The organism is Candidatus Phytoplasma solani, from assembly GCF_041729705.1.
Classification (GTDB): Bacteria; Bacillota_I; Bacilli_A; order Acholeplasmatales; family Acholeplasmataceae; genus Phytoplasma; species Phytoplasma solani.
The window spans coordinates 532188-546012 of sequence record NZ_CP103788.1 but is presented as its reverse complement, the minus strand read 5'-3'; the positions used below and the strand labels follow the sequence as shown (position 1 = coordinate 546012).

14 protein-coding genes are annotated in these 13825 nt (G+C 28.8%); 4 read left to right on the top strand and 10 right to left on the bottom strand.

Going from position 1 to position 13825, the window contains the following annotated elements:
• Genes psc1_RS02620 through dnaB form a run of 4 tightly spaced genes read right to left on the bottom strand, consistent with a single transcriptional unit; the run spans position 1 to position 2909 of the window.
• Positions 1–309, bottom strand: a complete 309-nt coding sequence (locus psc1_RS02620) for a hypothetical protein (protein WP_122225686.1) — start codon at positions 307–309, stop codon at positions 1–3.
• Between the two features lie 22 nt (positions 310–331).
• Positions 332–982 carry a dTMP kinase gene (tmk, locus tag psc1_RS02615; protein WP_023161182.1) on the bottom strand — a complete coding sequence of 217 codons (651 nt, stop codon included), beginning with the start codon at positions 980–982 and terminating at the stop codon, positions 332–334.
• Positions 972–1604 carry a hypothetical protein gene (locus psc1_RS02610; protein ID WP_122225685.1) on the bottom strand — a complete coding sequence of 211 codons (633 nt, stop codon included), beginning with the start codon at positions 1602–1604 and terminating at the stop codon, positions 972–974. Before psc1_RS02610 ends, tmk begins: the two co-directional genes overlap by 11 nt.
• 15 nt (positions 1605–1619) lie before the next feature.
• A complete protein-coding gene (gene dnaB / locus psc1_RS02605; protein ID WP_373375536.1) occupies positions 1620–2909 on the bottom strand; it encodes a replicative DNA helicase in 1290 nt (429 codons plus the stop codon).
• Positions 2910–3973: 1064 nt separating this feature from the next.
• On the opposite strand from dnaB, the gene psc1_RS02600 reads away from it, so the two are divergent.
• The 4 genes from psc1_RS02600 (at position 3974) to psc1_RS02585 (ending at position 5882) form a co-directional block, all read left to right on the top strand.
• Positions 3974–4117 (top strand): hypothetical protein, encoded by a 144-nt coding sequence (locus psc1_RS02600; protein ID WP_161954767.1) that lies wholly within the window; start codon positions 3974–3976, stop codon positions 4115–4117.
• A gap of 771 nt (positions 4118–4888) precedes the next feature.
• Entirely contained in the window at positions 4889–5434 is a 546-nt protein-coding gene (locus tag psc1_RS02595) for a hypothetical protein (protein ID WP_373375535.1), read from the top strand.
• Positions 5435–5560: 126 nt separating this feature from the next.
• A complete protein-coding gene (locus psc1_RS02590; protein WP_373375534.1) occupies positions 5561–5692 on the top strand; it encodes a hypothetical protein in 132 nt (43 codons plus the stop codon).
• A 19-nt stretch (positions 5693–5711) separates the two neighbouring features.
• Complete coding sequence (locus psc1_RS02585; RefSeq protein WP_208936792.1) at positions 5712–5882, top strand: hypothetical protein; 171 nt, start codon at positions 5712–5714, stop codon at positions 5880–5882.
• Between the two features lie 443 nt (positions 5883–6325).
• Here the strand turns inward: psc1_RS02585 and psc1_RS02580 are convergent, their stop codons facing one another.
• The 6 genes from psc1_RS02580 to psc1_RS02555 all read right to left on the bottom strand — a co-directional run bounded on the left by psc1_RS02580 (position 6326) and on the right by psc1_RS02555 (position 13576).
• Positions 6326–7894: an ABC transporter substrate-binding protein/permease gene (locus psc1_RS02580; protein WP_023161239.1), complete on the bottom strand. Its 1569-nt coding sequence runs from the start codon at positions 7892–7894 to the stop codon at positions 6326–6328.
• 110 nt (positions 7895–8004) lie between these two features.
• Complete coding sequence (locus psc1_RS02575; RefSeq protein WP_373375533.1) at positions 8005–8745, bottom strand: amino acid ABC transporter ATP-binding protein; 741 nt, start codon at positions 8743–8745, stop codon at positions 8005–8007.
• A complete protein-coding gene (locus psc1_RS02570; RefSeq protein ID WP_373375532.1) occupies positions 8738–9451 on the bottom strand; it encodes an amino acid ABC transporter permease in 714 nt (237 codons plus the stop codon). Before psc1_RS02570 ends, psc1_RS02575 begins: the two co-directional genes overlap by 8 nt.
• A 6-nt stretch (positions 9452–9457) precedes the next feature.
• Entirely contained in the window at positions 9458–10351 is an 894-nt protein-coding gene (locus psc1_RS02565) for a transporter substrate-binding domain-containing protein (RefSeq protein WP_373375531.1), read from the bottom strand.
• 1370 nt (positions 10352–11721) lie between these two features.
• Complete coding sequence (locus psc1_RS02560) at positions 11722–12651, bottom strand: ABC transporter (RefSeq protein ID WP_023161525.1); 930 nt, start codon at positions 12649–12651, stop codon at positions 11722–11724.
• 46 nt (positions 12652–12697) lie between these two features.
• Positions 12698–13576, bottom strand: a complete 879-nt coding sequence (locus psc1_RS02555; RefSeq protein WP_122225532.1) for a MetQ/NlpA family ABC transporter substrate-binding protein — start codon at positions 13574–13576, stop codon at positions 12698–12700.
• Between the last annotated feature and the right edge of the window lie 249 nt (positions 13577–13825).

Below are 13825 nucleotides of genomic sequence, written 5' to 3'. Positions count from 1 at the left end.
TTATTTTATTTCCCCTTTTATTTTGGTTTTTTCTTTTTTGAGTTGTTGGATTTTATCTTTGTATTCTTGGGCTTCTGCTGTTCGTTTTCGTGCTTGCGTTTCATATTCTTTGGCCGCAACTGAAAACATTTGTGCTAATGCTGGGTGTTTTTTTGGTTTTATTGTGTATTTTTTTTCTTTTGTTCTGAATTGTTGAGCTTCTGTTGTGATATTTTGTGACATTTTTATTAACGCTTGTGATGACGCTTCGTATTCTTTTATTTTTGCTTCTAATTCTTTGATTTGTTTTTCAATGTCTTTTTTAGTCATTTTTTTACTTTCCTTTAAGTATTTAGAATATTTGTTTAATGGTTAAAATTTTAATTATTTGTTTTAAAATTTTATTTTTAGATTGTGTTGCATTAATTAAAAAACTATTGCAATTTTCTTGTTTGCAATTTGGATTATTACAGTATTTGTGTTGGTTTAAGTAATTTTTGCGAACATTTTGAAAATAAATTAAGGGTTTTTGTTCGATTGGGTCTAATTTGTGATTGGTTTGAATTTGTTTTCTTTTTAATCCTATTTTTGGGTTGATATCTAGATATATGGTTAAATTAGGTTTGATTAAAAAATGATTTATAATTTTTGAAGTTAACATTTTGTCGCCATAATCAAGGTTTATATCGTCACTTTGATAAGCAAAAGTAGAATCATACCAACGGTCAACTAAAACAATATAACTTTTTAATAAACCAGGAATAATGAGCTCTTCTTGGGTTTGGAGCATATTAGTTAAACTAAGTAAAAATCTAGTATTAGGTGATAAATTTGATTGATTTAAAAATAAATTTCTAATTTGTTTACCGATTGAAGAGCTTCCTAACCCTTGACACAAAATTACTTTTTTGTGTTGATTTTTTAAATATTTTTTTAATTGTTTAATTAAAGTAGTTTTTCCGCTGCCATCTAAGCCTTCAAAAACGATTAATTTATTTGTCATTTGAGTGCACCATTTTTTTAATTAAAGTAATTGGTGAAAAAGAGATGAATTGGTTAGTAAGTAAGGTTTGTAAGAATTGATTTGCATTGTTAGAAAATAGATTAATGACTTGATTTATGCCTTGAACTTTGCCATTTGCAATTTTGTTGTTTAATCTTTGGGATTCAATGGTATTGTTAGTTAATAAATAGAATTCAAAACGCGTATCTAGTTTTTTTAATTGTTGGGCTTCGACAATTGTTTGTTTGTATCGGTCTCGCAGGGATGTTTTGAAGTTAAAAGCGATGATTCTTTTTGTTTTCGTAAATAACACTAAATCGAATTTAATGTCGGGGATGAAGAATAAATAAGCTTGAGGGTATAAGTTTGTGATTCCTTTGTTGTTTAGATAAAGCAAAATTAAGTATTCATTGATTTTACCGCGGATTGCTTTTTGACTTTGGGAGTTATAGTTGTTAATTTCTAGATATTTATTTAGATTATTGTGAGATTCTAACATATATTCATTAAAAGGTTTAATAAAGAAAGATGGTTGACATATTTGTTTAGTTATGTAAACACATGAAGTTTGATAATTAAAAACATTAATATTTTTGAAATGTAAATTAGTTAATTGATTCATTTGATTATTTCCTTTTTATTTTAAAACTTCAAATTTTTGAATTTGTTTATAAAAATTGAAATTACATTCTCCTAATTGTCCGCTGCGGTTTTTGGCGATAATTAAGTTAGTATGTGGATTGTTATCTGGTTTTTGATAATAACTTTCACGATGTAAAAACATTACAACATCAGCATCTTGTTCGATAGTACCTGAATCTCTTAAATCCGATAATTGAGGCGCTTTGACTTCTCTAAGGTTGGTAGCGCGATTCATTTGACTTAAAGCTATAATTGAAATATTTAGTTCACTTGCTAGTTTTTTGAGTTCGCGTGAAATCACGGCTGTTGCTTGATAGGTATTAAAATTTTGGTCTTCTTTTAATAAATGGAGGTAATCAATAAAAACAACATCAAGTCCTTTGGTGTATTTCATTTGGCGACATTTGTTTTTAATATCTTCAATTTTGTTATTTCTATCGTCATCAATTAAAATATTTAATTTAGTTAACTCAAACTCTGCCTTAGCCAATTCAAATCTATCTTCTTTATTTAATATTTTGCGTTGAAGTTTATTTAAAGGGATTTGTGATGTTGATGAAAGCATCCTAATACCCAATTCTTCTGCTGTCATTTCTAAACTAAAAATTACTGCGGTTTGGTTTTTTTGGTTTTTATGAAATATTTGTGTAATGTTTGTAACTAGATTTAACATAAAAGCGGTTTTACCCATTCCAGTTCTTGCGCCTAAAATAATTAATTGTTTATTTTTAAACCCAGAAATTAATTCATCAAGGTTATCAAAACCTGTTTTGATTCCTATAAGTTGGTTATCTTCGTTATCAGTAATAATATTTTGGCGAAGGGAAGGGATTAAGGTTTTTGTAGAAATAAAAGGTGATTTAGTATTTTGGATAAATCCCTCAACTTGTTTTTTTACTGTTTGTAAATAATTATGAATATTTTTAGTTTTTGATAATTCAACAGGTAAATGTTTGATTAAATCTAATAAATCAGTTTTAAGGCTGTTTTCTTTGATTAAATCAATATAGGTTTCTAAATGTTGAGTTGAAGGCGTCATTTCGGCTAATTCAATTAAATAGTCCATTCCTCCTATTTTATATAAATTATTATTAGTTTCTAAAGTAGAACTAATAGAAACGTAATCAATCTCGCGATTTAGTTTTTTGAGGTGTTTCATTGCCTCGAATATATATCGATGTTTGGTTTCATTAAAGTTTCGAGTTTCAAGCAAATTTTTAACAGCATCAATTTTTTCTGGGTTTAAAAGCAAAGTACCTAATAAGGCACGTTCGGCTTCAATCATTTTTTCTCCTTTTTTAAGTTTGGGTACAAAAAAAATATCCAAACTGTTTATTTTTAATTAATAAACAGTTTGGATATTTTGTGGCTTTTAACTGGTTCAGTTTTTTTGGGGCAGTCTAAATTCGCCAACCCCTCAGAAATTCTGCGAAAACGTATGAGACTGCATGGTTAAGTGATTGGCCTACTTCACCTAAAGGACAAGGTAGATATTTAGAGCAACTTGGAGAATCCTAAAGGTAGTTATTAAATTAACAGATAAGGGTTAAAAGCCTTATTGCCCAAGGATAAAGAGACTTTTTAGTAGTCAGAGGAGAAAAACTTTATTTGGAATAATAAAGACAATCGACCTCTCAGGAGAAAGGTTAACGACCTTTATAGGGCGAAAGAAGTCAGCGAATTTCGCAAACAAGCAGAATTGATAGATGAATGCAGGTTCCCCAACAAGCATAGACGAAATACAGGCGATAATGCGGAGGGAGTAAAGTAGCCCTGTTTCCAAACAGGTCCAGATAAAAAGCTACCATAGATAGACTGCAAATTGGGGGATAAAACAGCTAAGCATGCCAAAGGCCTATGTCACAGATAAAAGTCTGCGGAAGTTCGTGGAAAGCCGTGTGCTTGGAAACTTGCTCGCACGGTTTGGGCAGGGGCGGATTGTTGTAGTATATTATAGTATGGCTCGTCTAAAATGACAATCCCACCTATTGAGGCGCAATTCATCTATCTGCATTATTAAAACCTTATTTAACTTATCAAACACATGAAGGAGATATTATTAGAGCATATAGACTGTTTTCTAATATGATACTTACCAAAGCAGACCATGCAGAAAGAATTAATTTTTTTAAACGTCTAAGATTTCTAAAACATGATAAACCAATACGAACTTACCGGTTTTCTTACATGTTGGATTAATGGCTGCAAAAACTTATATAATTTTAAATATGAAAACAGGCAAATTAAAAAAACATAACTAGTATGCATCTAAGGGAGCAAATTATTAGATTATTCAAACTCATTAACCCAGCAATTTACCTGTTTTCATGACGTATGATATAGAAGAAAATGGTAGTTTTTGGAATCAAAACACTTGTTTTTTTGAATACTGCCGCAAACATTGATGTTTTTAATATTTTAAATAGCAATATCAAAAATAACCCTTCTTACATTCGTTTTGTGACTAAAAATTTAGAAGTAGAATTTGATTGATTAAAATTAATCGCTTGTGAGTTTCAAGAATTTATGCCAACAACTGCCAAGGTGCAACACAAGACACAGCCGAGGTGCAAGAATTAACAGATGCGGCACAAAAATACAAAGAAGAGACACAAATATATTTAAACAAGATTAAAAAACTAAAAAAAGAAATAGAAAAACTAAAAGACTAATTAAATCAAAGAATAAATTATCCAAAAAAGGGAAACAAATTATGAAAAAAAATATTAAACATCAAATTAAAGAAGGTACCGGTACGTCACCCAAAAAACAGTAATTAATTATCAAACTAACTCCACTAAACAAGTCCCTTATTGTGAAGTAAATTATGATTTATTTGAATTAATAACCTTTATTAACAAATTAGATTTAAGCAATAAGCCTCACTTACAAAAAATCAGACAATTTGTCAATGATTTTACAGGAAAAAGTAATAAAAGTAATACCCCACCGACATTAATACAAAATAATGATTTTATGTAAAAACAAACTCAAACCAAAACAAAACAAAAACCCAAAAAAAACAACTACCAAAACTCCAAAAGAAAGGAGGCACAAAATAAAACTTTCAAAAAAAACAACCAATTCTAAGATCCTCATTTGCGAGGGTCTTTTTTTTACCCACATAAAAAAATAATTTCTAACCGAAAAAAGCAAGTTAATGTCTTAGAAAAAGACAATTAAAAAACCATTTTTAAGCATTAACTGTGTTTTTTTTTTTTTTGAGATATAATAACGATATAATTTAGAAAGGAAATAAAAAAAATGAAGACCAAATTAACTAAGAAACAAAAAATTATCATTATCATTACAACTTTTTTATTATTTGTCGTTGGTTTATTTTTAATTTTAAAATTAATTCACAAACCAACAGCTACACCACCAATTGAAAAAACATTTACTTACGATAACAATCAAACCTACGAACAAAACTTAGAAAATTGGAAAAACCAATGTTATTTCAAAGCTGGAACCACATATACAGCAAAAGAAATTAGAGAAAAATTAGGCAGAAGCGACAGAACAGTTTATTGTTTAGATGATGGCGGGGTTGGATGGTACAATGATTATCAATTTAATTTGTTTTCAACCGAAGAAGACAACTTTAAACTTCATTATGCATATAATACAGGTTGGGGTTGGTTCCTTGATAAATGGTATTTTTATTTACCAGGAACAAGCCGCCCTGGCTATAATTCGTCTTCCGACCGAGGAAAAAGCCTTTTGTTGGGAAGATCAGGCAGCAACTTTTCAATCAGATTCCACACCTACGTCGACACCACCCCACCACCAACAAAACCAAATAATTAATTTAATTTATAATTTTAGACCTTCAAACGAAGGTCTTTTTTCATACCCAACCCAAAACACACTAAACCCATCAAAGACCCTCATCCCAAGGGTCTTTTTTTTACACCAAAAGAGCCACTTTCCAAAGTGGCTTTTAATTTTAAAACAACAAAAAAACACCACACACACCACGCACGGCACTTAGCCAAACAACAAGGAAACAATCAAAACAACCAAAAAAAACAAAACACAACAAAAAAACAAACCAAAAAAATATAAAAAAAAGAGAATTAAAAAAATGACACCAAAAAAAATTACTAAAACCTATTATAATTTTAATATTTTTAATAATTGCCATCAGTTGGTTTTGGGTTGTCAATTTATTTTTAAAACAGATAAGTTTTTAGAAATTCCTAACCCAATATCCCTCACGCACCACTACCACAAAGAAGAAGAAAAAGGCAACTAGAGTGTTATAAATTTTCGATTTTTAGGAAATAATTTGATTAAAATAACAAAAAAAGTCAAACTGTTTTTTTAATTAACAATTTGGCTTGATATTTTATTTAAGATAAGTTTTTTTTGAATGTGTGCTTAGTAGTTAGTAATGTAAAAAACTTAAAAAAAGAGAGTAAAGGCAGTTAGTTTGGGGTTTTTGGGTTTAAAATGTTTTTAAAAGTCTTTTATGAAACAATGAAATAATTAATAAAATCTATTTATTAGCTAGCAGCAAATAAAAAAGGTTTTGCAAAAGTTTTTTAATCAATAATTTAGCTTGATATTTTTAGCAATAGCAACATTGACTTTTATTTTTGGAATTCAGTTAATGATGTTCTTTGTTTTTATTTTGATAGTTAATTATTAAATGTAAAAAAGAGACTTTAATGTGGCAAAAACTATATCAAACCACACTTATCTTTTTAGTGCTTGTCTTTTTTCTAGTTTTTTTAAACCATAAAAAGCTATGGCGGTTAAAAACAGATAAATGATTATAGGGATGAAAAAAACATTGATATTCAAGATCGCTCCTCTAATTTGAGAAGTTGCATTAACAAGTTCAAACACTCCAATTACCCCAAACACACAACTATCTTTGGTATTGTTGATAAATTCGTTGTAAATACGTAATAAAGAAGTGTGTATCACCTGCGGCAAAACCACTTTTTTAAAGATTTGTTTGTCAGTCATCCCCAAAGCCAAACCAGCTTCGATTTGACCAGGGTCAAAGAATTGCAGATTTTTTAACATCGTTTCTGCCAGATAAGCAGCAGAGTTAAAAGAAATTACAATCAAGCCTCCTTGAAAAGGCGTCAACCAACCAAAGTACCCAGTGCTTTTCAGACCGTAATAAAAAAGCATCGCTTGAACCATCATCGGTATACTTTTAATAGTAAAAATATAAGCATCGATAATTAATTTTAAATATTTATGAAAATATTGTCGCCAAATGTCTTTTTTAAGTTTTCTTTTAGGCAATCCCTTGGCATAGACCAACAACAAGGCCAGAAAAAAAGCCCCCATAGTCCCTAAGCAAGCCATTTTAAAGGTCATCATTAAACCTTGCAAATACAATGATCTATATTGTTTAAATACGTCCCATAAGTTTTTGTGATTATCATTGTGGTTTTGCGATGCTTTTTGGATGGCTTCTTCCAATAATTTGTTTGAAAAATCTTTGTTTATTTTTATATTTTTCAAAGCTTCATTGACCTTTTGTAAAAGAGTTTGATTTTTTTGATTCAAAGCAAAGCGAGATTGCAATAATTCGCTGTTATTTTGTTCTAATAATTGTTGGGTTATTTCTGTGTTTATGCTTGGAATTGTCTTTCCTTTGTTGTCAAATTGGTTTAAAAAAAAGTCAGCCAGAAAAGATTCGGCGATAAATCCATCGATGTCATTAGCTAAAAAAGAGATCTCTAAGTCGTTATAACTTGAAAAAGGTCTACTAAAATCACTTATTTTAGCAATACTGTTGGCATAAGAAGAACCATTTTGAAAACCAATTTTCAAATTTTTTAAATCCTGTAATTCTTTAATTTCTTTTGACTTGGTTAAAATCATTTTAACTTCAAAAAAACAATAAGGTTCAGAAAAGGCAACCTCTTTTTCGCGTGCTTTCGTTTTGGAAAGTCCTGCAATCACTAATTGTATTTCGTTATTTTGTAAAGCCGGAATCAAACCATCAAAACTAATCTTTTTAATCACCAAATGACGGTCTAGATTTTTAGCTAACAGTTGGGCAATAGTAATATCATAACCCACCGCATAGCCACTTTGTCCTTGAATCGGATAAGTATCTTCTTGATTGTTTTGGCTTGTTAAATAACCTAAAGGCAAATATTCTAGCTCCATACCAACAATTAAATCTTCTTTTGAATCTTTTTTTTCATTAAAAGGGATTGTAAAATCAAGATCAGCCCATAAAACGAAGAACAACGTTAATAAATAAAGTAAAATGATAATTAAATGACTTCGTTTCATGTTTGAATTTCCTTTTTGTTGTTTTGGTTAAAAGAAAAACCCCCTTAAATGCAAACTAGTAAGAGGATTGAAGTGAAAAATGATTTTTAAATAATTGGTTTTAGTTGTTTTTACTTACTAAAAGACGCTTCTTTAAGAAAAGCTTGAAGTTTTTTGTTTTTGGGAGCATGAAGAATTTGTTGTGGCGTTCCTTCTTCTAAAATCACGCCATCAGCCATAAAAACAATGCGATCAGATATTTTTTGGGCAAAAGCGATTTCGTGAGTGACTAAAACAATAGTGATAGCTTCTTTGGTTAAAGCAGTCATGATATCAAGCACTTCTTTAGTTAGTTGAGGGTCTAAGGAAGCGGTTGGTTCATCGAATAAAATCACAGAAGGACTCATACATAAAGCTCTTGCAATAGCAACTCGTTGTTTTTGGCCGCCTGAAAGAGTTTGAATGTTTTGTGTCATTATCTCTTCTAAGCCAACAGCTTTTAAGTGTGTGGCTGCAATTGTTTCTGCTTCGGTTTGAGATTTCCCTAAAACTTCGGTCAATGCTAAACTACAATTTTTTAAAACGTTTTTATGTTCAAAAAGATTGAAATGTTGGAAAACCATACCTACTTGACGGCGTAATACAGTCGGGTTGTATTGTGAGTCTAAGATATTATCGCCGTTAAATAAAATAGCCCCTGCATCAGTTTCTTCTAATAAATTTAGACACCTAAGGAGAGACGATTTGCCCGCCCCAGAAGATCCTATAATAGTAATGGTTTCGTTTTTTTTGATGTTTAAGTTAATATCTTTTAAAATAATGCGATTACCAAAACTTTTTTGAAGGTTTTTAATTTCAAAAATATTATGCATTTTTATTTCCTAATTTAATTTCTAATTTTTTTAAGACAAAAGTAGCAAGACCAACTAAGGCTAAATAAATGAGAGAGACGTTGAAAAAAACAATAGTGTAACTAGAAAAAGTTCTTATGCTTTTAGCAGCTCCAAATAATTCTATCAAACCGATGACACCAAAAACACAACTATCTTTGACGTTGACAATAAATTCGTTAATGATACGTAATAAAGATCTTTGGACTACTTGAGGTAAAACGACCTTTTTTAAAGTTTGTCTAGGGGTCATACCCAAAGATAAAGCAGCTTCAATTTGTCCGCGGTCAAAAAATTCTAAATTTTTTAACATCGCTTCAGCAATGTAGGCAGTGGAATTAAAAGTAATCACAATGAAACCGCCCCAAAAAGGGGTTAGCCATTTAAAATAACCAGTGCTTGTCAAACCATAATAAAAAAGCATGGCTTGTACCATCATAGGTACGCTTTTGATGATAAAAATATAAGCATTAACAATCGTATTCAAACTTTTAAAGAAATATTTGGTAACTGTTTTAATTCTTTTAGAATTTTGAGGTAATCCTTTGAATAACAGCAAAAACCAACTAAGGATAAACGCGCCAATCGTACCGAAAACAGATAATAAAAAAGTTATTTTAAAACCTTCATAATAAATGTTTCCATATTTAGATAAATTATTAAAGCAGTTGTAAATAAATTTCAACATGATCTTTTAATTAATTTCTCTTTCACGTCTTGTATATTCAACTATTTTTTCAATAGCTTGCTTCATCCAATTGGTTTGATTGGTTGGTTGGTCTAAACCAGTAGCTGTTATTGCTTCATTTACTTGTTGTAATAATGTAGTATTGTTTTTTTTAACTCCAATACTTAAAGGTTCGGAAGAAAAATCAAAACCTGGAATTACTAAGCTTTGAGCTATATCTGGATTTTGTTTTAAAAAAAATTGGGCTGGAGCTAATTCAGCAATATATCCATCGATTGCGTCTGTTTTCAAAGCCTCTTCCAAAGCAGTATAACTGTCATAATTAGGTTTAAGAGTTTCAAAATTACTAGTTATTGCGTTATGTGTAGTGTAAGTGGTGCCTTGTTGCGCTTCAATCCTAACATTTTTTAAATCAGCTAAATTTGTGGCGTTTAAACTTTTTTTAAAGATTACTTGCACAGTTGGGGTTAAATAAGCTTTACTAAAATCAGCTTCATCTTTTCTTCCAGCAGTAGCAGTCATTCCAGCAATGATTAAATCAATTTCTCCATTTTGCAAAGCTGGAATTAATCCATCAAACGCAATCTTTTTAATAACTAAACGACGTTTTAATTTAGTTGCTATTTTTTGAGCCACTAACACATCATAACCATAAGCATGCAAAGATGTGCTTCCGTCAACCGGACAAGTATCTTCTTTCGCACTTGCAAAAGCCCCATTAAAAGGCCAATAATCAACTTCCATTCCAACTGTAAGTTTTTCTTGTGATTGCGAACTTTTGCTTTCAAAATAGCCTTTTTTCCAGCAAATTCCAAGCACTATTGCCAATAATAAAATCAAACTACTAACAGTAGCTAAAATAGTTTTTTGTCTTTTATTAAGATTGTTTAAATAATTCAATTAATGGTTTCCTCTTTCTTTCTTTTTTTTGATACTGAGCTATTAAGTGATTTATTATTATCATTAAAAAAAGCAAAAAAATTTTAATGATATTTTAATTTTAACATAATTTATAAAAAAAGAAGATTATTTTTTAAAATAATCTTGTTTTTATGAATTTTATTTTTTGAGTTTTACTCAAAGTAAAATGAAAAAATTCAATGATTTTTCCTTATGTTCATAACTAAAATAACTTCCAATAGACATAACTATAAAAACAAAGAAAAGCGACCAGTATGTCAAAACATTACCGCATGAAAACGATATTATAAAATATTTATAGTTTAACATGAAAAAATGAATTACAACAAAAAATACAAGAATCATAATAAGATTCTTTTTATATAAATGAATTAAAGGTACCAAAGAGGCCTAAAAACCAAAATAGCCAGAAACCCCAATCAAAACCTTTTCTTTAAGTAGATATAGTCGTTCAGTTATTTGAAAAAATAACAAATTACAGCAACTCATAAAAGCGGGTTGAAACAAAATAGTTAGTCAAAATAATTCCACACAACCAAATTGTCTAAAAGATAAGTCTGTAATGTCCTAAAAAGACAAAACAGCTGTAATAATTTCGCCTATCGAGCAAAAAGCTACCAAAAAAACTCCCGAAAGAAAAACATCTAACAAGATTGTAGTTTTATCTGAGTTAGTTTATCAATTGAAAAAACCTGAAAATCTTGTCGACAGTCATAAAAGATAAGAAAAACTCAGAACACGCCTTATGGGCACCTATATATCAGTGACGTCATAAAAAACATAAGTAATAATCTCACCTAACAAACTAGATAAATATTTAGAGTAACTTAGACAATCCTAAAAATAGTTATTAAATTAACAAGTCAAAAAATAAACGCCGAGACGTTCAAGAATAAAGAAGTTATTTAGTAGTCAAAAAATTAAAACCTTATTTGGAATAATAAGGACAATCGACTTTCTGCGATAAAACTTAACAACCTTTATAAGATAAAAGAAGTCAGTAAACTACCAACAAACAGTATGTAGATTTCCTAACAAACATATTTGCAATCAAAGAGGTGATAATGTAAAAGAAGTAAAACAAACCTAAAAATGGGTTTCCAAAATAAAAAAAACTGCAATTTAAGGGATAAAACAAAGTGATTCTAACAACCCTAAGAACCTCAAAAATTTAATGTTGACTAATAAAAATCTGCAAAGTTTGTAGAAAGCCGTGTGCTTCGAAACTTGCTCCACTTCATTCGAACGATGGGCGAATCATAGTAGACTTTAAAAAAACGGCAAAAGGCAATTGATCTATCCGTATAAAAAAAGAAAAAAGTTTCTATTTTAAATAGTTTTTTAAGAAATCAATATGCACAAAAAAAATCTTTTTTGAAATTGCATTTTAAAATATCTTCTTTCAATTGTTCTGGATTATTAATCATAATATAATCTTTATCTATTTGACCACCTTCTTTGAATTGAATTTCTTTAACTTCTTCTTTTTGTAAAAATTCTTTTACAACATTAGTTTTAACATCATTTTTGTTATCTTTTCTAGAAGTTAATATAATTGCGTAAGAAGTAAAAGCGATATCTGAAGGTTCATGTTCTTCTTTTTCGCCTACCCCAATAGAACCAATTCTTTTAAAATTAGGATTATTTTTCATTAAACCTGGACAATTAATAGCTAAATCATATTTTTTATAATCGCTAAACAATTCTGCTACTCTAATAATATTATTTGTTTTAATAAAAACAAAATCATAAATATTTTTAATATGATCTAAATTTAGATCATAACCTTTTTGTTTAATAACTTCGTCATCTATTTGAATTAAATTTAATTTTTTTAATAACAAAAGAGAACGAGAAAAGTCACAAGGCGCAGTAAAAATGTCATTAAAAGGCGCAAATAAAACTCTTAAACCCATATGTTTTTTAACATCTTCTAAAGTTTTTAAATTTAATTCATTTTTATTATTAATATATAAACCATACTTAGGATGAAAAAAAGGAACAATAAATTCTAATTTTTTTTGATTTTGGCAATTTATAAATTCATTATAAGCTGTCATAGTATGAAAATTATTAGAAATAGTAACATCTACGATACCTTGAACCAAAGCATCATTACAAGATGTTTGAAATTTATCTCTTAATTGTTGTTCTGAAAAAACTTCTAATTCAAAGTCTTCTTGAATTAAATTTTTAGCTTTTTGTAGAGTTTTAAAAGTAGATGAAAAAGGAGTAGCTATTTTAATTATTTTTTTTCTTTTCTCGATACGTGAATTCATATTTTTTATTATATACTTTCCTTGATTTTTAAATAAACCAGAATATTTACATTAACCAATTTTTAATAATTCTTTGTTTTAAAGCATCAGGATTTTCAATCATAACATAATCTTTTTCTTCGTTATTATTATTGTTTTGATTTACGTGAAATTCTTTAATTGCTGGGTTTTTCAAAATCTGTTTTGTTATTTGAATTTCTTCACTGTTTTCGTTATTTTTTCTACAAGCTAAAGCTATTGCATAAGATTCTACTAATTCATCTGTAGGTTCTTTATCATTGTCGATATTAGAGCCTATTCTTATAAAATCATCATTATATTTCATAAAAGCGGGCCAATTAGCCATTAAATCAAATTGATCAGGATTTTGTTCAAATTGATGAGGAATTTGAGAAGTTTTCAAAAATTCTAATCTATAAGGGTTTTTAATATCAGAAAAATTCAAACTTAATTTTTTTGTCTTAATAATAGAATCTTGAATTTGAATAAGATTTAAATTTTTTAACAATAAAAGTGAACGCGAAGTATCACAAGGTTCTATATAAGAAAAAGCCACAGCCAACAACACTTTTAAATTTTTATGTTTTTTGACTTCGTCTAAATTCCAAAGTTTTTTTGAATTTTTTTTATTACAATATAAACCGTATTTAGAATGGTAAAAAGGTTGTACGTAAGCTAAAGTTTCTTTGTTCTGCGATTTTAAACATTTATTAAAATTTTTTAAAACATGCACATTAGCATAAATAAGACCATCAACCGTTCCGTTTATAAGTAGTTCGCCACTTTCTTCAGTGAAATTAGTTTTAATAACTTGAAGATCTATGCCCTGCGAAGCATATAATTCCTTTGCTTTATTTAAAGTATTTATAACACTTTGAATAGGGCTAGCTATTTTAATTATTTTTTTTTTACAAAAACAATTCATATTATTTTAAACTTCTCCTTATTTTTTTTAATAAAATAAAAAATAATTACAAAAATAAATATTTTTTTATTTAAGTCAAATTATTTAACTATATTTTCAAAATTTTAAAAACATTATTTTTTTATAACATTGCACTTTATAACTTTTCATATTATAAATAAAATTATCAAATAAACAAATCTGGGCGCCAAAGAGGCCTAAATATCGAGCTATCTAACCAATAGCCAGTGCCGATAAACACTGAATGGA